At 62.4% G+C, this 17903-nt stretch carries 20 protein-coding genes; 7 read left to right on the top strand and 13 right to left on the bottom strand.

What is annotated here, in order from left to right; translation table 11 throughout:
* Positions 1-893, bottom strand: an 893-nt coding sequence (gene guaA / locus RMO18_RS19535; RefSeq protein WP_309668190.1) for a glutamine-hydrolyzing GMP synthase, incomplete at its 3' end; no start/stop codon positions are given.
* A 215-nt stretch (positions 894-1108) separates the two neighbouring features.
* Between guaA and RMO18_RS19530 the strand changes: the two genes are divergently transcribed.
* Positions 1109-2650 (top strand): trimethylamine methyltransferase family protein, encoded by a 1542-nt coding sequence (locus RMO18_RS19530; protein ID WP_309668189.1) that lies wholly within the window; start codon positions 1109-1111, stop codon positions 2648-2650.
* Positions 2651-2713: 63 nt separating this feature from the next.
* Here RMO18_RS19530 and RMO18_RS19525 read toward each other — a convergent pair whose 3' ends face one another.
* A complete protein-coding gene (locus RMO18_RS19525; RefSeq protein WP_309668188.1) occupies positions 2714-2998 on the bottom strand; it encodes a DUF6477 family protein in 285 nt (94 codons plus the stop codon).
* Between the two features lie 360 nt (positions 2999-3358).
* Here RMO18_RS19525 and RMO18_RS19520 point away from each other — a divergent pair, with 360 nt between their 5' ends.
* On the top strand, positions 3359-4339 hold the full coding sequence (locus RMO18_RS19520) for a DUF6456 domain-containing protein (RefSeq protein ID WP_309668187.1): 981 nt from the start codon (positions 3359-3361) through the stop codon (positions 4337-4339).
* Positions 4340-4348: 9 nt separating this feature from the next.
* Here RMO18_RS19520 and RMO18_RS19515 read toward each other — a convergent pair whose 3' ends face one another.
* Together RMO18_RS19515 and RMO18_RS19510 are read right to left on the bottom strand one after the other, a co-directional pair.
* Positions 4349-4909, bottom strand: coding sequence for a hypothetical protein (locus RMO18_RS19515; RefSeq protein WP_309668186.1), 561 nt, complete (start codon positions 4907-4909; stop codon positions 4349-4351).
* Between the two features lie 154 nt (positions 4910-5063).
* A complete protein-coding gene (locus RMO18_RS19510; RefSeq protein ID WP_405054110.1) occupies positions 5064-5807 on the bottom strand; it encodes an aquaporin in 744 nt (247 codons plus the stop codon).
* Between the two features lie 47 nt (positions 5808-5854).
* Between RMO18_RS19510 and lipA the strand changes: the two genes are divergently transcribed.
* Positions 5855-6841, top strand: coding sequence for a lipoyl synthase (gene lipA, locus RMO18_RS19505; RefSeq protein ID WP_309668185.1), 987 nt, complete (start codon positions 5855-5857; stop codon positions 6839-6841).
* A 19-nt stretch (positions 6842-6860) separates the two neighbouring features.
* Here lipA and RMO18_RS19500 read toward each other — a convergent pair whose 3' ends face one another.
* The 6 genes from RMO18_RS19500 to hpt all read right to left on the bottom strand — a co-directional run bounded on the left by RMO18_RS19500 (position 6861) and on the right by hpt (position 11113).
* Positions 6861-7784 (bottom strand): porin, encoded by a 924-nt coding sequence (locus tag RMO18_RS19500; protein WP_309668184.1) that lies wholly within the window; start codon positions 7782-7784, stop codon positions 6861-6863.
* Between the two features lie 211 nt (positions 7785-7995).
* Entirely contained in the window at positions 7996-8463 is a 468-nt protein-coding gene (locus tag RMO18_RS19495; protein ID WP_309668183.1) for a cytochrome c, read from the bottom strand.
* 344 nt (positions 8464-8807) lie between these two features.
* Positions 8808-9434, bottom strand: coding sequence for a glutathione S-transferase N-terminal domain-containing protein (locus RMO18_RS19490; protein ID WP_309668182.1), 627 nt, complete (start codon positions 9432-9434; stop codon positions 8808-8810).
* Positions 9431-10318 (bottom strand): cytochrome c, encoded by an 888-nt coding sequence (locus tag RMO18_RS19485; protein WP_309668181.1) that lies wholly within the window; start codon positions 10316-10318, stop codon positions 9431-9433. Before RMO18_RS19485 ends, RMO18_RS19490 begins: the two co-directional genes overlap by 4 nt.
* Positions 10319-10376: 58 nt before the next feature.
* Positions 10377-10553 (bottom strand): hypothetical protein, encoded by a 177-nt coding sequence (locus tag RMO18_RS19480; protein WP_309668180.1) that lies wholly within the window; start codon positions 10551-10553, stop codon positions 10377-10379.
* Entirely contained in the window at positions 10550-11113 is a 564-nt protein-coding gene (gene hpt, locus RMO18_RS19475; protein WP_309668179.1) for a hypoxanthine phosphoribosyltransferase, read from the bottom strand. Before hpt ends, RMO18_RS19480 begins: the two co-directional genes overlap by 4 nt.
* A 281-nt stretch (positions 11114-11394) precedes the next feature.
* Here hpt and RMO18_RS19470 point away from each other — a divergent pair, with 281 nt between their 5' ends.
* Positions 11395-11865, top strand: a complete 471-nt coding sequence (locus RMO18_RS19470) for a type II toxin-antitoxin system RatA family toxin (protein WP_309668178.1) — start codon at positions 11395-11397, stop codon at positions 11863-11865.
* Positions 11866-11981: 116 nt separating this feature from the next.
* On the opposite strand, the gene RMO18_RS19465 is transcribed toward RMO18_RS19470, so the two are convergent.
* The 3 genes from RMO18_RS19465 to RMO18_RS19455 are packed head-to-tail and all read right to left on the bottom strand — an operon-like array spanning position 11982 to position 14064.
* Positions 11982-12449: a nicotinamide-nucleotide amidohydrolase family protein gene (locus RMO18_RS19465; protein WP_309668177.1), complete on the bottom strand. Its 468-nt coding sequence runs from the start codon at positions 12447-12449 to the stop codon at positions 11982-11984.
* Positions 12446-12943: a phosphatidylglycerophosphatase A gene (locus RMO18_RS19460; RefSeq protein WP_309668176.1), complete on the bottom strand. Its 498-nt coding sequence runs from the start codon at positions 12941-12943 to the stop codon at positions 12446-12448. Before RMO18_RS19460 ends, RMO18_RS19465 begins: the two co-directional genes overlap by 4 nt.
* Positions 12940-14064 (bottom strand): bifunctional 2-C-methyl-D-erythritol 4-phosphate cytidylyltransferase/2-C-methyl-D-erythritol 2,4-cyclodiphosphate synthase, encoded by a 1125-nt coding sequence (locus tag RMO18_RS19455; RefSeq protein WP_309668175.1) that lies wholly within the window; start codon positions 14062-14064, stop codon positions 12940-12942. Before RMO18_RS19455 ends, RMO18_RS19460 begins: the two co-directional genes overlap by 4 nt.
* 196 nt (positions 14065-14260) lie before the next feature.
* Here RMO18_RS19455 and dusB point away from each other — a divergent pair, with 196 nt between their 5' ends.
* From dusB to RMO18_RS19440, 3 genes are read left to right on the top strand one after another with little or no spacing between them, the layout of a single operon-like run.
* Complete coding sequence (gene dusB, locus RMO18_RS19450) at positions 14261-15253, top strand: tRNA dihydrouridine synthase DusB (protein WP_309668174.1); 993 nt, start codon at positions 14261-14263, stop codon at positions 15251-15253.
* Positions 15250-16356 (top strand): ATP-binding protein, encoded by a 1107-nt coding sequence (locus tag RMO18_RS19445; protein WP_309668173.1) that lies wholly within the window; start codon positions 15250-15252, stop codon positions 16354-16356. Before dusB ends, RMO18_RS19445 begins: the two co-directional genes overlap by 4 nt.
* Entirely contained in the window at positions 16356-17720 is a 1365-nt protein-coding gene (locus RMO18_RS19440) for a response regulator (RefSeq protein ID WP_309668172.1), read from the top strand. The genes RMO18_RS19445 and RMO18_RS19440 overlap by 1 nt, the downstream gene beginning before the upstream one ends.
* Positions 17721-17903 lie beyond the last annotated feature (183 nt).

Below are 17903 nucleotides of genomic sequence, written 5' to 3'. Positions count from 1 at the left end.
AGCGCGCCAAGAAACAGGGCGCTTTCATCAGCATGGATCAGCGGGATGTTGTAGGTGTCGCGGAACATCGACACGACCTGTTCAGCCTCGCCCAGCCGCAACAAGCCGTGATCAACAAAGACGCAGGTCAGTTGCGCCCCGATCGCCTCATGGATCAGCACGGCGGCGACCGAGCTGTCGACGCCACCCGACAACCCGCAGATCACCTTGGCGTCGCCAACCTGCGCGCGGATTTTGGCGATGGCTTCCTCGCGGTAGGCCCCCATCGTCCAGTCGCCCTTGAAGCCGGCCAGCTTGACGAAGTTCTCGTACAGGCGTGCACCTTTCGGGGTGTGATGCACCTCGGGGTGGAATTGCACCGCATAGAAATGTCGCGCGGGGTCGGCAGTGATGGCGAACGGCGCGTTGGGGGAGGTGCCGTAGACAGCAAAACCTGGCGCGATTTCAGAGACATGATCGCCATGGCTCATCCACACCTGCTCGCGCGCAAGGGGGCCGTCTTCGGGCCGGAACCAGCCGGCGAGGATAGGGTGCGTCAGATCGGTCGGCGTGACGTAAGCGCGGCCGAATTCCGCCGTGCCATGGCCGCGTTCCACCTTGCCGCCAAGGCAGTGCATCATCACCTGTTGACCATAACAGATGCCGAGAATCGGCACGCCCGCCGTAAACGCACCGGCAGGCGGCATTGGTGCACCGTCGGCAAAGACCGACGCGGGGCCGCCGGAAAAGATTATGGCCTTGGGCGCAAACGCCTTCAGGAACGCATCATCGACACGGTTGAAGGGATGGATTTCACAATAGACGTTCAGCTCGCGCAGCCGACGCGCAATCAGCTGCGTCACCTGAGAGCCGAAGTCGATGATCAGAAGGCGGTCATGCTGGGGTTGTGTCATGGCCTCGCGTACCGTCTGAAATTGCGTTTCGCAAGAGGCGGCAACGGCAGAAGCGGGGGTTACACACCCCCGCACCCCCGTGGGATACTTGGGGAAGAGGAAAGCGCGTCGTTTTTGGCCATGGCCGGTGTCGCTTTTTGCGCGCAAGCGCCGCAATCGGGGATCAGGCCGGACGGTTTTGTCGCCATAAGGACTGCAAAGCTTAGGAGGATCGGATGAACGAAGTTGCAGGGCGCAGGGCACGGGGTGGCGGCGGGCAGGCGCGGCGGGCAGAGCGCACGGCGGTAAGCCTTGAGACCGCGCGCTTCATCACCCGCAACATCCCGAACTTCGAGATTCTGAACGAAGAAGCGCTGCAGATCATTGAATGGAACGCGGATACTGTTCTGGAAGAAATCGGCGTAAACTTCATCGACAACCCCGGCGCACTTGACCTGTGGCGCGCAGCCGGGGCCGATGTGAAGGGCGAACGGGTGCGTATCCCACGCGGTCTGGCCCGTAAACTTTGCGCCACGGCCCCATCCGCTTTTACCCAGCACGCCCGCAACCCCGAACGCAAAGTCGAGGTCGGTGGCCGCAATCTGGTGCTGGCGCCGGTCTACGGCCCCCCGTTCGTGCGCGATATCGAAGGTGGTCGGCGCTATGCCACGATCGCCGATTTCCAGAACTTCGTGAAGCTGGGATACATGTCGAAATGGCTGCATCATTCCGGCGGCACGGTGTGCGAGCCAACCGACGTGCCGGTGAACAAGCGGCATCTCGACATGCTGCTGTCGCATATGGTGTTGAGCGACAAGCCCTACATGGGTTCGGTCACCGAACCCTCGCGCGCCGAAGATTCTGTGGCGATGTCCAAAATTCTGTTTGGCGACGATTTCGTTGATCAGAACACTGTGATGACCAGCCTGATCAACATCAACAGCCCGCTCACATTCGACGGCATCATGATGGGCGCGCTGGAAGTCTATGCCAAAGCCAATCAGGCGGCCATCATCAGCCCGTTCATCGTCGGCGGGGCGATGGCTCCGGTCACGGTGGCAGGTACTTTGACCCAGGTTCTGGCCGAGGTTTTGGCGGGCGTCGCCTATTCGCAACTGGTGCGCCCCGGCGCGCCGGTGATCTTTGGCGCATTTGTGACCAGCATCGACATGAACTCCGGCGCTCCAACCTTCGGTACACCTGAGGCTGCGCATATCACTTATGGCGCGGGGCAGCTGGCACGGCGTTTGAACCTGCCGTACCGATCTGGCGGCAGCTTCTGCGGCTCGAAACTGCCGGATGCGCAGGCGGCCTATGAAACGGCGAACAGCCTCAACATGGCGCTGCTGGCGGGCGTGAACTTCATGTTGCATGCCTGCGGCTGGCTGGAAGGCGGCCTGGTGTCGAGCTATGAGAAATTCGTGATGGATGCCGATCAGCTTGGCACCCTGCATCACCTTGCCCAAGGTGTGATCATGGACACCAACGGTCAGGCGATGGACGCCTTGCGAGAGGTCGGCCCTGGTGGGCACTTCCTTGGTTGCGAGCATACCCAGGCCAACTTCAAAAGTGCATTCTGGCGGTCTGATCTGTTCGACTACAAGCCGTTCGAAACCTGGGCCGAAGAGGGTGCGCGCGACACCCAGACGCTTGCCGCCGAACGGGTCAAGAAGCAGCTTGCCGACTATCAGCAACCCGCCCTGGACGAGGGTATTCACGAGGCGCTGAACGCCTATGTCGCCAAGCGCAAGTCCGAGATGCCGGACGCTTTCGTCTGATTGCCATCTCGTCGTGGTGTCAAAGGGGCGGGTGACCGCCCCTTTGCATTTGCGCTGGCGCGATCAGACGGCGCCTTGCCGTGGCAACAGCCGCGCTTCGGCCAAAAGCGCGATCAGCACGTCTATATGGCGTGCAACGGAGTAGGCCGCATCGCCGCGCACCCTCGTTGCCACAAGTTCCTCTTCCTGATCAAGCAGGTTCGGGACGGTCCTTTCCGGTGAATGTTCGCACCTGACCAGGCGGCGCAAATCCCGGTCCCTACGGTAGTCGCCAAGCCCAAAGCGTGCGGCATGCATCAGCAAACGCGGGCGGCGCAGATTGGCAAGGACAGTACGAAAATCCGACATTCAAGGCACTCCGTTTCTGGACGAGTGCACCATGCATCAGAACAATCGGGCGTTGCGTTTCACCATGATTCAGCGAACGGAGGTTACCAGATCCTTTAGCGAATTCCGACAATTGTTAACACAGACCAAAAGTTAACGATCAGGTAACCAATTCCACCCAAGGTTGCAGATGTCCAAGGCTGGACCAAGCGGCAACATGCGGGTGGATGCAAGAACGGGACGTTTGATTTGCCTGAACTGACCCACGCCCATCTGCCTGACTGGCTTCCCCCCGCTGTACGCCTTTACCTCGACCATACGGAGGATGGGCACTCTCTGCGGGCTCTTGCCCGACGCGAGGGGCGGCATGCGTCCACCATCATGCGGCAAGTGCGCCGCTATGAAAACCGCCGCGATGATCCATTGCTGGACGAGGCGCTTGCCGCTTTTTCCCGGATTACTGGCGCGGTTCAATCTGATCCAGCCCAAGAGGAAACCCCAAGCATGTCAATCCATCCGCGCCAGCCCAACGCCTCTGTCGACGAATCCGCCCTGGCCCGTGAAGGCCGGCGTATTCTGCGGCGTCTGGCCGAACCGGGGGCCGTGATGGCCATTGCACCAGAGATGGAAAAGGCAGTGGTCCTGCGTGAATTCCCGGATGGTCGCAACATGCGCACCGGGGTTCTTGACCGCGCCGTGGCACAGGCTTTCACGCTGAAGGACTGGATCGCCTGTCGTAAGGCCGGGCGTGTCTCGACCTACGAGATCACCTCAGTCGGGCGGGCTGCCCTTAAACGGATGATCGATGAGGAAGACAACCGTCGCCAGGGCATGTCCGAGGCAGCGACCCCCTTTGGCGACCAGCACCGCGTCTGGGGGGAACGCGATGTCATCGACGACGAAGGCCCGCGCCGGGTGCGCTACAACATGGCCGAAAGCCCGATCGGGGTGCTGGGTCGGCGGCGTGACAAGGACGGCAAACCGTTTCTGGAGCCAGACCTTGTGCACGCGGCTGAGCGGTTGCGCGAAGACTTTGAACTTGCCCAGATGGGGCCCCGCGTGGCGCAAAACTGGGACCGGTTTCTAACTGGTGGCGACCGTGGCGCGTTCCAGCCAGACGGTGGCATGGGCGAGGGTCCTGGGCAGGCGCGGGCCCGGGTGGCCGTGGCATTGCGTGATCTTGGCCCCGGTCTTGGTGACGTGGCACTGCGCTGCTGCTGCTTCCTCGAAGGGCTTGAGGTTGCGGAAAAACGCATGGGCTGGGCGGCACGTTCGGGCAAGATCGTGCTGCGTATCGCCCTGCAACGCCTGCGGCGGCACTACGACGAAACCTACGGCCGGTCGGGGCCACTGATCGGCTGATCGTCACCTTCAGGTCACAAGGCCGCGCAGCAACAGCGAGGCCGAAACGACCGCCAGCCAAACCGCGGCAACGCGGCGCAGCACTGGAATGGCGGTTCCGGTGCTGCGCATCACAGCAGCCCCTGCAGTGGCCCATCCGGCCGCGACCAGAATGACCAGGCCGACAAAAATCATGAGATTGATCTGCGCCGTTGGCCCCGGCAGCAGCACCAGTCCGAAAATAAACGCTTTTGGGTTCAAAAGCGTGGTGACAAACACGGCCCGCGCAGTGATCGCGGCTTGGGCACCCCCTGTCCCTGGCAACCGGAAAAGCCGCACCGCCAGCACCGCCACCCAAAGCGAGGCGACCAACATGATGCCTTGCCGTGCAAAGGGCACCCAAGCGATCAAAGCCGCCCCGACGAACATCAGCGGCACTACGGCGGCGAGGTAACCCGCCAGTTCAGCCGGGATCAGGCGCAATGCCCGGCCTGCGCCCCGTTCGCTGCCCGCAATGAACAACAACGTGTTGGTTGGCCCCGGCGTCACCAACAAGACAAGGATCGCGAGGCTGATTTCGGCAAGGGACATCGTCGGGACTTTCGCGCCAGGTCGTTGCGGCTGCTACCGCGCCGATCTAGCCGCCACCGTGATCTGGATCAAGCCGAGGTGGCGAAAAGGCGATACGCCGATCTGTCAGATCAGCACAAGAACCGCCCGCGCCATCACATGACAAGCCGTCCGTTCATGCGGCGCGCGTTACCCCGGCCTTGTAGACACGGCCTGCCACCAGCCCACCTGCCAATGGGGCCACGATGAACACCCAAAGCTGCGCCAGTGCAGTGCCGCCAACAAAGACTGCTGACCCGATCGATCGCGCCGGGTTCACTGACACACCCGTCACGTTGATGCCAACGAGGTGAATCGCCGCAAGCGTCAGCCCGATCGCAAGTCCGGCAAAGCCCGGGGCCGCCCCTGAACCGGTCGCGCCAAGAATGACCGTCACGAAGATAAAGGTCATCACCGCCTCGAACACCAGCGCAGCACTCAGCGAATACTCGCCAAGATAGCCGGCACCATAGCCGTTCTTTCCCAGACCTTTGGTCGCCAGCACATAATCCGCCTTGCCTGACGCAATCAGATACACCACGCCCACGCCGAGAATGGCACCAATGGTCTGCGCCACCGCATAGCCCAGGAACTCAGCCACCGACATGCGTCCGGCGGCCACAATGCCCAGCGAAACTGCCGGATTGAGATGCGCACCGGAAATCGCCCCAAGCCCGTAAGCCGCAGCGAAGATGGCCAGACCGAATGCAAGGCTGATCCCCAGCATCCCGATCTGTGCCCTCATCAGCACCGCCGAGCGGCAGCCGAACAGCACGAGGATGAAGGGCCCCAGAGCTTCGGCAGTCATTTTTTCGACATGATCTCTGCTGTTGTCTGGGCCTGATGTGTCACAGCCCACCACTATTGCGATGCCTGCCATGCGTCCACCGCCTGTCGCAATGGTTGCCTGGTTGGCCATATCGGCCTATGTCGGAGCAAGAGAGTGACTTAAGGGGAAAAATGGTGCGTGATCTCAGGATTCCCGAAGACCGGCACCCCGAAAAGGCACATCGGGCTGACAACTTGCAGCCAAAAAAGCCGGACTGGATCAGGGTCAAGGCCCCGACGTCAGAAGGATACAAACGCACCCGCGACATTCTGCGTGAGAAAAAGCTGGTGACAGTCTGCGAAGAGGCCGGCTGCCCCAACGTTGGCGAATGCTGGTCGCAGGGCCACGCCACGATGATGATCATGGGCGAAATCTGCACCCGCGGCTGCACCTTTTGCAACGTGGCGACCGGCAAGCCACAGACGCTGGATGCATTCGAGCCGGGGCGCGTGGCGCATGCGGTAGCCGAGCTTGGGCTGAACCATGTCGTCGTCACCAGCGTTGACCGCGACGATCTTGATGATGGCGGGGCCGATCACTTCGCGCAGACCATCCGCGCGATCCGGCATCGTGCGCCCAACACCACCATCGAAGTGCTGATCCCCGATTTCCTGAAATGCGGGCCGGATGCGCTTGAAGCTGTGGTCGCGGCGCGCCCTGACGTTCTGAACCACAATCTTGAAACCGTGCCCGGACTTTACCCCGAAGTGCGGCCGGGCGCGCGGTACTTTCACAGCCTGCGTCTGTTGCAGCGGGTGAAGGAGCTCGACCCCACGATGTTCACCAAATCCGGCATCATGGTTGGCCTTGGCGAAGATCGTCAATCGGTGCTGCAGGTGATGGATGACATGCGCGCGGCAGATGTCGATTTCCTGACCATCGGCCAGTATCTGCAACCCACCCCGAAACACCACCGGGTGGACCGGTTCGTCACGCCTGACGAATTCAAGGCTTATGAGGCGGCGGCTTACGGCAAAGGCTTCCTCATGGTGTCCGCCACGCCGCTGACGCGGTCGTCCTACCATGCGGGGGATGATTTCGCGCAGTTGCGTGCGGCGCGGCTGGCACGGCTCGGGCGAGGCTGACCCCGCCCGTTGCAAGGCGCTAGAACCGGAAACCGACGGCGGCGTCAAAGATCGCTTGGTCACTGCCCTGATCCGAATCGAATGCGCCCAGCCGGGCGTATCCACCCCTTCCGAACCCGTATTCACCGCTCACCCCATACAGCGTCGCGTCGATCGCGGTATCGATGCTGACGATCTGCACGCCCAGCGTCAGCGCATCGGTCACCTGATAGTCACCGAACAGCTTGATGGTCTGACCGTCGAACGGTGCACCGGAGCTGCTGATATCGCTTAGCGCCGCGCCGATGGAAAAGCGGTCGAAGTCGTGCGTCGCAGCCAGCAGCACCGTGGTTATGTCGTCAGAAGACCCAAGCGTGATCACTTCTGCGCCACCTTGAATCAGCGTGTTCCCAAGTCTGTAACTGCCAGCCACCTGGACGATGTCTGCATCCTCGCCTTCGACCTGGCTGTAATAGACCCCGTATCTCAGATCGCCAGCGGTGCCGATGAAGCTGATGCCATAGGCATTGACGTCGGACTGTTTCACCAAATATGACGCCAAAGGTCCGCTGAACTGCTGTATCTGCAGGTCGTAGAGGGTACTGCCCCCCAGCTTTGGTGTATCATACAAGACATCCAACACAGGGCGGGGGGCACCTACAGTGAAGTCGCCCGCCGCAGTCGTGACGACGAGGCCACCCCAGAAAGCCGAGAACTCCTCACCGCTTTCCAGTTCCTTGGCGCCGTCGAGCGCCAGATCAAACCCGAAGCCAACAGCGCCGCCCGCCTGACTGCGCCAACCGAGGGTTGCGTCGACCCAGCCCAGGCTGAAGTCGTCACCGTCGCTGGCCAAGTATTCCAGTTCCACATTCCCGTTCAGGGAGAAACCGTTGCCGAAATCGAGCGCCAGAACCGGGCTTGATAGGCTGGCGAACAACAAGATCGCTGGGGTCGTGACACGCATTTGATTTTCCACAATGCCAAAGTGAACTTTAATGCTGCCACAATAGCACGTCAGGCCGCCAAGATCAGCGGTGCGTCACTTCATTCTGGAAAACTGTGTCCGATCGGTAGCTCATGGCATAGCGAACGCGACTGGTTTGCGGTCAGCAAGGCGACCGAGCACCGGGTTTTTGTGCGGCCCTGCCGACAATGAGGGCGGGGCCGCGAATTCCTCACTCTTCCGGCTGGCGATAGGCCTTGTGGCAAGCCGAGCAGGCCGCGCCCAGCTGCCCCATCCCGGCTTTCAGACCGTCCAGATCGGTTGCGGCGGCCAGCTTCAGCGCGCCCGCCGCGCTGTTCAGGTCGGCGATCTTTGCCAGAAAGTCGTCCGGCGTGGCCCAGATCGCAGGCAATGCATAGCTGTCGGTCGCTGCCTGATATTCCGACCCGGCGGGGAACTGGTCCATGCTGAGCACCGACGCGATTGCCGCAATGTTTGCGGCAGACCGGCTGGCTTTGCCAGCGTCATAGGCCAACTCGCCCTTGGCCATGCCACCAAGATTGGCGGCATCGGTGGCCATCTGCAGCATCAGCCCGTGGCGCATTTCCACTGCATCGGCAAATGAATCTTCGGCCTCCTGCGCCACCGCGCCAAACGCGAACAGGGCCGCGGCGGCTGCAAGCAAAATTGTATGTTTCATCGTCAATTCCTTCGAAGCGTTGGACCTCGGTGCTAGCCACCCTAACGACGCCAAGGCAATGGCATGGATCTGCAATTGGCGCCGCGTACGAGTTTCGCTTACAACCGAATTCGGACGCGCTGCCGTCGGTGGCAGACCTGCGTTGCAAAAGTATTTCCTCCACAAGCCCAATCAGCCCTTCACAGGCAACGGTCACCGGCGCTGCATCAGTAGATGGGCATATCGACATAAATTCAAAGGCTTAGATCTGGTATGGGGCTTGCAGCCGCACGCAGGGTCCGGTCCGTCTTAATAGAAAACGCCCGCCCTGCTGGGGCGGCGCGATCAGTCGTACAACTGCTCGATCATGCCGGTCTAACAAAGGGCTGCGAAATCTGCTGAAACACCGGCATGGCCTCACATGCCGCAGCATGAGCCGCCAGTGCCGGGGTGGACTTCGGGTCGATCAAGCCGGGATGCGCGTCACCAGCAAAGCGCAACGCGCAAGCCACCGCGATGTCGGCATGGCCGATCCGGGGCCCGAACCACCATGGGCCGGGCCGGGCGGCGCGGTCAGCCTCAAGTGCACCCAACACTGATACAATCTGTGCCCGGCAACGGTCTTCCCATGTGGCAGATGTCACGCTGTGCAAGGCGCGTTCGTAGAACAGGCTGACCGCCTTGTCGGCAAGCCCGGTCGCCAAAGCCGCCACCTTCAACGCGCGGTGACGATCCGGTTCCGTGCGTGGAAACATCGCGTCCCCCTCCGGCACCAGACTGTCGATGTAATCCAAGATCATGTGACTGTCGGTCAGCACAAATCCATCGTCCAGCACCAGAGCTGGCACCCGCATCAGCGGGTTCAGCGCCCGGACCGCATCTGCATCGCCAAAAACCGACAGCGGTTGATGTTCGAACGCCAGACCATACAGCGTCAGCGCAATGCCGACGCGGCGCACAAAGGGGCTGTCGTATTGTCCGATCAGGATCATTCTGCGGGCGCCACTCGCTTCAGGTACTCTGCCACCGCCACCCGGTCGCTTTCTGGCAGGCGCGCCAAGTTTTCAACGACATGCGCCATGAGTCCGCCCACCGAGTCATACTCTGGTGTGAAGCCCGTGGTCAGGTAGGCCACGATGTCGGCCTCCGGCCAGGTCAGCTTGGCCGGCGTGATATTGGGGATCCGCCCTTGGCCCGAGGGGTTCGGCGCACCGGCCAGCCAACGCGACCGGTCCAGCCCGCCCAAAAGGTTGCGCGGTGTGTGGCATTCGCCGCAATGCGCCATCGCCTCGGCGATGTAGCGGCCCCGGTCAGCGGTGGGCGTCAGATTGCCTGCCACCGCCCAATCCTTGTTCAGGAACAACAGCTTCCAAACCCCGACTGATTCCCGGAAAGAGAATGGAAACATCAATTCATGCGCGGCACTTGGTGTGGGATCGGCAGGCAGGGTCTTCAGGAAAGCGTACAAGTCAGCCACATCCTGCATCTGCATCTTGGAATAGGCTGCATAGGGCAGGGCAGGGAAGTAATGCTCGCCCTCAGGCGACACGCCCTTGGTGATGGCGTTGGCTAGGTTCAGAAGGCTCCAGCTGCCGATGCCATGGGTCGGGTCAGAGGATATGTTGGGTGCGACAAAAGTCCCGAAATCTGACGGAAACCGCTGCCCACCCGCCAACACCAGTTGCGCGTCGCCCTTGGCATCGGGTGCCATGTGGCAGGACGCACAGCCTGTCGCCCAGAACACAGCCTCACCCTTGGCCGCATCTCCGGTAAATCCCGCCACATCGCTTTCCGCCAACGGTGCCGGACGGGCCAGAAACCACAGTGCAGCCGCGCCAATCACCCCCAACACCACAAGCCAACGCAAAAATCGCATGATCAAACCCCAACTGTAAATCTGTGGCGACCCTATCGCGAAGGGTCCCGGTGTCCAATCACGGTTTCGTCTTCAGGTTGTCGACCACCAGCCATTCCGGCCAACCGAACACCCACTCGTACGCCACAATCAAAAGGCAGACGGCAACCACGCCGAACACCAGCTTCACCCGCCCCTCGGAAGGCGGATTTTGCGCCCAACGCTTGGCGCGCAGCAGCCAGCCCAGGTAATTCATGCGCCGCTCCCCAGTGGCTCCTGTCCGGCAAAGCGCACTTTGCCGATGTACGGCAGGTTGCGGTTTCGCTGTGCGTAGTCAATACCATAGCCGACGACAAATTCGTCGGGGATTTCAAAGCCGGTCCATGTGGCCCTGATCGGCACCTCGCGCCGGGACGGCTTGTCCAACAGCACACAGACCTCCAGCCGCTTTGGTTCGCGCGCTTCGAGCAGCCTTTTCACATGCTGCAGCGTAAACCCCGTATCGACGATATCTTCCACCACCAGCACATCGCGCCCGGCAATTTCGCCGCGCAAGTCCTTTAGAATTCGCACCTCGCGGCTGGAATGCAGCGCATCGCCGTAGGACGACGCTTCCAGAAAATCCACCTCTACCGGCAGATCAATTTCGCGCACCAGATCGGCGATGAACACGAAAGATCCCCGCAACAAGCCTACAACCACCAGCTTGTCGGTGCCTGCGAAATGCGTGGTGATCTCCCGCGCCAAAGCCTCTACCCGGGCGGCAATGGCCTTGGCACTGATCATCTGGTCAATCTGATAGGGGCGGTCGGGCATTCGGTATCCTTGCAGAAATTCAGGCTTGGGCGGTTGATGCCCACCGCCAGGCTGTCGATGTATAAGGAGAAGCATTTGAGCATGAAACACCTGGTCTTTACCATGTCCGTTCTAATGCCGACACTCTCGCCAGCGGCACAGCCCGAACCGGCCGCCGCCTGCAATCAGGCGGAAGCGTTACAACACAGGCTACGCGATACGTCGCGACAAGCCTCCCCTTGATCTTCTGCATCCGACACGCGACATGGGTGGCTCCGATCAGCCGCTCATGTATCCGCTTCATGCCTACGCACAATGAAACCAAGCGCCTGCCCTACACCGCCCAACAGATGTATGATCTGGTGGCCGACGTGGCGTCATACCCAAAGTTCCTGCCATGGAATTCGGCTGCACGCATCCGGTCCCGCGCGCCGATCGATGGCGGCCCAAGCGGCGCGGGCGAAGTGATGGAGGCCGATCTCGTGATCAGCTTCAAGGTATTCCGCGAACGCTTCGGCAGCCGCGTAACCCTCTGGCCGGAACCAAAGAGGATTGAAACCGAATATCTTGAAGGCCCGTTTCGCCACATGAAATCCACCTGGTCGTTCCGTGACATCGAAGGCGGCTGCGAAGTGGATTTCTACGTCGACTTCGAATTTCGCAATGCCCTGCTGCAAGGCATCATCGGTGTCGTGTTCAACGATGCGATGATCCGCGTCGTGCGCGCGTTCGAACGCCGGGCGGCCGAGCTTTACGGCCCAAAACTGATCTGACGCCTCGCCGGACGATGCTTGCGCACAGGCGCGCAAGACGCGACCAATTATCTGCAACAGGCAGAAATCTTTGCACTACCAAACTTCTGCGGCTTCTCGCCCGGCGCAACTGCGCATCAGGTCAGGGCATGCGCCAACAGCGCCAGTGCATGTTTGGTCGCGGCCTTGCGCACCTTGTCACGGCCAACCGCGCCAAACTCCACCGTTTCGGTCCAGGTCGGCATCCCGTGCTTGGCCAGCCCAAAGCATACCCGGCCCTCGGGCTTTGTCTCTGACCCGCCCGGTCCGGCAATGCCGGTGATGGATACCGCCAGCGTCGCGGCTGAATGCGCCAGCGCCCCGTCGGCCATTTCGCGGGCCACCGGTTCGGATACAGCACCATGTGCGGCCAGCGTCCCAACCCGCACGCCCAGCATGTCGGTCTTGGCGCCATTCGAATAGGTCACAAACCCCCGGTCGAACACGTCGGATGACCCCGCCACGTCGGTCAGCGCCGCCGCGACCATGCCGCCCGTGCAACTTTCCGCCGTGGCGATGCGCATTCCCCAGAACCGGGCCGCTTGCAACAACGCCGCCGCCGTCATCTCAGCAACACCCCATGTGCGATGCCTGCTGCCAGCATCACTGCAAACCCGGCAAAGACGCCTGCGATCAGGTCATCAAGCATAACCCCCGCCGCATCCTCGCGCCGGTCGGCCCAGCCGATGATCCACGGTTTCCAGATGTCGAACAACCGGAAAAACAGGAACGCCGCCACCCATCCGGGCCAGGCCACATAGGCCCAATCGTCAAGCCCTCGGTGCCAGAACGCAAACGCCGGGAACAGCAGCGCGATCCATTGCCCAGCCACCTCGTCGATCACGATCTCGCCGGGGTCGGCTCCGGGCCGGTCGCGCAGTTCCCGCCCGCAGGCCCAAAAGCCAAGGGCGGTGATCGCCACGGTCGCCCCCAGCAAGGCAAACACGCCAAAGGTCCGGTCGATCATCAGCCCCAGCAGGATTGCCGCCGCCGACCCCCAGGTGCCGGGGGCGGGGCGCATCAGCCCGACGCCGAAGAAGATGCTCAGCCAGCGGCTCATGTCCGCACCAGTGCTGCGGTCGCAATGGCGGCGATGCCTTCTTCACGCCCGGTGAAGCCCAGCCGCTCTGACGTGGTGGCCTTCACTGAAACCAGCCCCACATCCACAGCCATGATCCGCGCCAATTCCGTTTGCATGGCAATCGCATGCGGGCCGATCTTTGGGCGTTCGCACACCAGTGTCACATCGCAATTGGCCAGCCGGTATCCGCGCGCCGCCATCAAACCCGCCGCATGGGACAGAAAGATATGGCTGGCCGCCCCCTTCCACTGTGGGTCGCTGGGGGGGAAATGGCGGCCAATGTCCCCCTCGGCCAGCGCGCCGTAGATCGCGTCGGTCAGCGCATGCATGCCCACGTCGGCATCGGAATGGCCCAGCAACCCCTTGTGATGCGGTATCTTCACCCCACACAGCCAGACATGGTCGCCCTCGGTAAAGGCATGCACGTCATAGCCATTGCCCAGCCTCACATCCATCTGACGGCCCCGCAATATCGCCTCGGCCCGTGCGAAATCGCCGGGAAAGGTCAGTTTCAGGTTGGTTTCATCCCCCTCGACGATGGTGACGTCAAGGCCCGCCGCGCGCGCCACCTCGACGTCATCCGCCGCGCCACCGGGGTGGGCACGGTGCGCAGCAAGGATCGCATCAAAGCGAAAGCCCTGCGGCGTCTGCGCGCGGTGCAATCCCTGGCGGTCCTGCGTGCCCGCAACCAAGCCGTTGTCGCCGCGCCACAGCGCGTCGGTCACCGCCAGTGCGGGGGCCGCACCGGGGGCATTAGCCAGCGCCGCCCGCAGTCGCGCGATCAACGCCGCCGACGGAAAGGGCCGCGCCCCGTCATGGATCAGCACCTGCGTCACACCCTTGCCCACCAGCGCCTCCAGCGCCGCCCGCACCGATGCGTCGCGCGTCGCTCCGCCGTCGACCAGCAGTACGTCCGTGTCCAGCGCTTCGGCCCGCGCACGATCGTCCGGGTGGATCACCAGCACCCGCATCATCCCAGCAAACGCGGCCAGCGTGTGTGCCAGAACCGGCTGCCCGCCAAGCGGTTGCCATTGCTTGGGAACCGGGCCCCCTACGCGGCTGCCGCGCCCTGCGGCGACGATGATGACGGCTGTGGTCATGGCGATAGGTGCCCCGGCATTGCTGTGCCGCTTCTGTCTAGGTCACGACGCGGCGCATGACAATCTGGCACTGGATCGGGCAGGTTAGCCTAAAATTTGTGCATCGCACGTTTTTCCGTCATTATCTGCTTCGGTTGGCTTGGCCCCTTGGTGCGGGGCCACTAGCTGTGAACTCGTGCGCACAAGGATTAGGCAGTTGTCTCTCGCCCGTCTTCCCATAACCCTCGGATCGGTCTGCATCGACCCGCCGGTGCTGTTGGCACCGCTGGCCGGCATCACCGATCTGCCGTTTCGCCGTTTGGTCGCGCGCTTTGGGGCCGGACTCGTGGTCAGCGAAATGGTGGCATCCGAAGAGGTGGTCCGCGCCCGTCCCGAAGCCCGCGCCCGCGCCGAACTTGGGTTCGAGGATCAGGCGACTTCAGTGCAACTTGCCGGACGCGAACCCTACTGGATGGCCGAAGCCGCCCGCTTTGTCGAAGCGCAGGGTGCGCGGGTGATCGACATCAACATGGGCTGCCCGTCCAAGCGGGTGACAACCGGCCTGTGCGGATCGGCCTTGCTACGCGATCTCGATCTTGCGTTGAATCTGATCGAGGCTGTGGTGCAGGCGGTCAACGTGCCCGTCACGCTGAAAACCCGGCTGGGCTGGGATGACACCCTGCACAATGCCCCCATCCTTGCCGCGCGCGCCGAAGCCGCGGGCATCCAGATGATCACGATCCATGGTCGCACCCGCTGTCAGTTCTACAAGGGGGCTGCCAACTGGGCTGCCATCCGCGCGGTGAAAGACGCCGTTAGCATCCCCGTCATCGCCAACGGCGACATCGTCGACAGCTCCACCGCCACCACCGCGCTGCACCTTTCGGGTGCGGACGGCGTTATGATCGGGCGCGGGGTGCAAGGCGCACCATGGCGGCTGGCCGAGGTGGCGCATGAGCTTTACGGCACCCCCGCGCCGCGCATCCCCGAAGGTGCGGCTTTGGCCGATATGATCTTGCAGCACTATGACGACATGCTGGGCTTTTACGGCCGCGATCTTGGCCTGCGGATGGCCCGCAAACACCTCGGCTGGTATCTGGAGGAAGCGGGGCTGGACCACGCCCGCGAAGCCATCCTCACCGCGACTGACCCAACCGAAGTCACCAGGATGATCCGCGACACCTTCGCCGAGATGGAGCTTGCGGCATGACGCCCTACCGCTTGCCCTATCCGGTGCCGGGGGTGATCTGGGCCTCGCTGCCGATGCCCACATTGCTGATCGATGCCGCCAACCGCATTCTTGACGTCAATCCGGCGGCAGAAACCTTTCTCAACGCTTCTGACCGCGCCGTGCGGGGCCAGCCCGCCTTTGACCGGCTGTTGATCGACGCGCCGATGGAAGAGGCCCTTGCGCGGGCCCGCGCCAACCAGTCGCCACTCAACATCAACGATGTGGACGTGACCACTGGCGAACGCCCCCCCGTGCAATGCACCATCCATCTCGCGCCGATGCATGACAATCCTGACGTGGTGATGATCATCCTGTCGCCGCGCGAAATTGCGGATCGGATGGGCCGCTCCATGGGGGTTAAATCCGCCGCCCGCTCGGCCATCGGCATGGCCGAGATGCTGGCGCATGAAATCAAGAACCCGCTGGCGGGCATATCGGGGGCCGCACAGCTTTTGTCGATGGGCCTCACGCCCGAAGACCAGGAGTTGACCGACCTCATCGTCGAGGAAACCCGCCGCATCGTAAAGCTTCTGGAACAGGTGGAACAGTTCGGCAATATCCGCCCGCCGGACCGCAAGCCGGTCAATCTGCATGACGCGCTTGACCGGGCGCGCAAGTCGGCGCTCGTCGGTTTTGCCGCCCACATGACGATTGTCGAGGATTACGACCCCTCGCTGCCCTTCACCTTCGCCGACAAGGACCAGCTGATGCAGGTGTTCCTGAACCTGATCAAGAACGCGGCCGAGGCTTGCTCCAAGGGCGGCACGATCCGGCTGCACACCTTTTATGACCTTTCTCTGCGCTTGCGCCGCAAGGAAGGTGCCCCCGCCGCCCTGCCACTGCAGATCGAGATCATCGATGATGGCCCCGGCATTCCACCCGAAATCGCCGCCGAGATCTTCGAACCCTTCGTCTCAGGTCGCGAAAACGGCACCGGGCTCGGCCTCGCCCTCGTGTCCAAGATCATCACTGATCACGAGGGCTGGATATCGGTGGATTCTTCCCCCGGCCGCACCGCATTTCGGGTGTCGCTGCCGATGGCGCCAAAAGACAAGCTGAAACCCTTGAAGGAGGCCCCGTAATGGATGGAACGGTATTGGTTGCGGATGACGACCGCACGATCCGCACGGTGCTGACCCAGGCGCTGACGCGGGCAGGTTGCAAGGTTCATGCGACCAGCAGCCTGATGACGCTGATGCGCTGGATCGAAGAGGGCAAGGGCGATCTGGTGATCAGCGACGTGATCATGCCTGATGGCAATGGCCTTGATGCCTTGCCGCGCATCGCCAAGATGCGTCCAGGCCTCCCGGTGATCGTGATTTCCGCGCAAAACACCATCATGACCGCCATTCAGGCCGCCGAGGCCGAGGCCTTCGACTACCTGCCAAAGCCGTTCGATCTGCCCGATCTGATGAAACGCTCGGCCCGCGCGCTGGACCAAAAGCGCCGCTCGCCGAAAATCGTGGTGCCGCCGCGCGAAGCCGGCGACGATCTGCCGCTGGTCGGGCGAACGGCGGCGATGCAGTCGCTCTACCGGTTGGTGGCGCGGGTGATGAACACCGATCTTTCGGTTCTTGTCACCGGCGAATCCGGCACCGGCAAGTCGCTGATCGCGCGCGCCATCCACGACTTTTCCGACCGCCGCACCTTGCCCTACGTCGTCGCCCAGGCGGGCGATCTGCAAGGCATAGACGGCCCTTCCACCCTTTTGGCTCGCGCCCGCGGCGGCTCCATCGTGTTCGACGAGGTGGCCGATTACGACGATGACACCCAGGCCCGCGTGGTCAGGATGCTTGACCTTCTGGGCGATAACGCGCCGCGTGTGATGTCCACCAGCCAGATCGACCTTGCCAGCCGCATGGAAAGCGGCGCCTTCCGGTCGGACCTGTTCTACCGTCTTGGCGGTGTGGTGTTGCACGTCCCCTCGCTGCGTGAACGGGTGGACGACATCCCACTGCTGGCCGAACATTTCCTTGCCAAGGGCGAGCGTGACATGGGCGCCGTGCGGCGCCTGTCCAACGACGCGCGCGATCTGGTGCGCGCCTACAGCTGGCCCGGCAACGTCCGTCAGCTGGAAAACACCCTGCGTCGCCTGCTGGTGACGTCTTCCGAGGCCGAGATCGCCAAAGCCGAGGTTGAACAGGTGCTGGGCAATCAGCCCGCCGCCGAACCGCTGAAAGGCGGCGGCGAAGGTGAAAAGCTGTCGGCGTCCGTCGCCCGGCACCTGAAGCGCTACTTTGATCTGCACGGCGGCCAGCTGCCCCCGGCAGGTGTGTATCAACGCATCCTGCGCGAGGTGGAACTGCCGCTGATCGAGATCGCGCTGGATGCAACAGCCGGCAACCAGGCGAAATGCGCCGATCTGCTGGGCATCAACCGCAACACCCTGCGCAAGAAGATCACCGATCTCGACATCCGCGTCACCCGCCGCCGCAAGTTGATGTAGTCCTGCCACATAAAGCGTGTCTTTTGGGTTTCACCAAAGCCTGCATCAATATATAGTAGGGCAGGGGCACGCTGAGCCTCGCTGAATCGGGCGGAATCGGTGGATCGCGTACTGCGCAGGGACATTTGGACCGTGGTTTCGCGCCTGCGCCGTCAGCGCCGGGTGCAGACGGCTGTCACCCTT

The organism is Tabrizicola sp. (assembly GCF_031377265.1).
In the GTDB taxonomy this organism is placed as follows: Bacteria; Pseudomonadota; Alphaproteobacteria; order Rhodobacterales; family Rhodobacteraceae; genus JAUYQR01.
The sequence above is the reverse complement of the archived record's forward strand: the minus strand, read 5'-3'. Positions and strand labels throughout refer to the sequence as shown.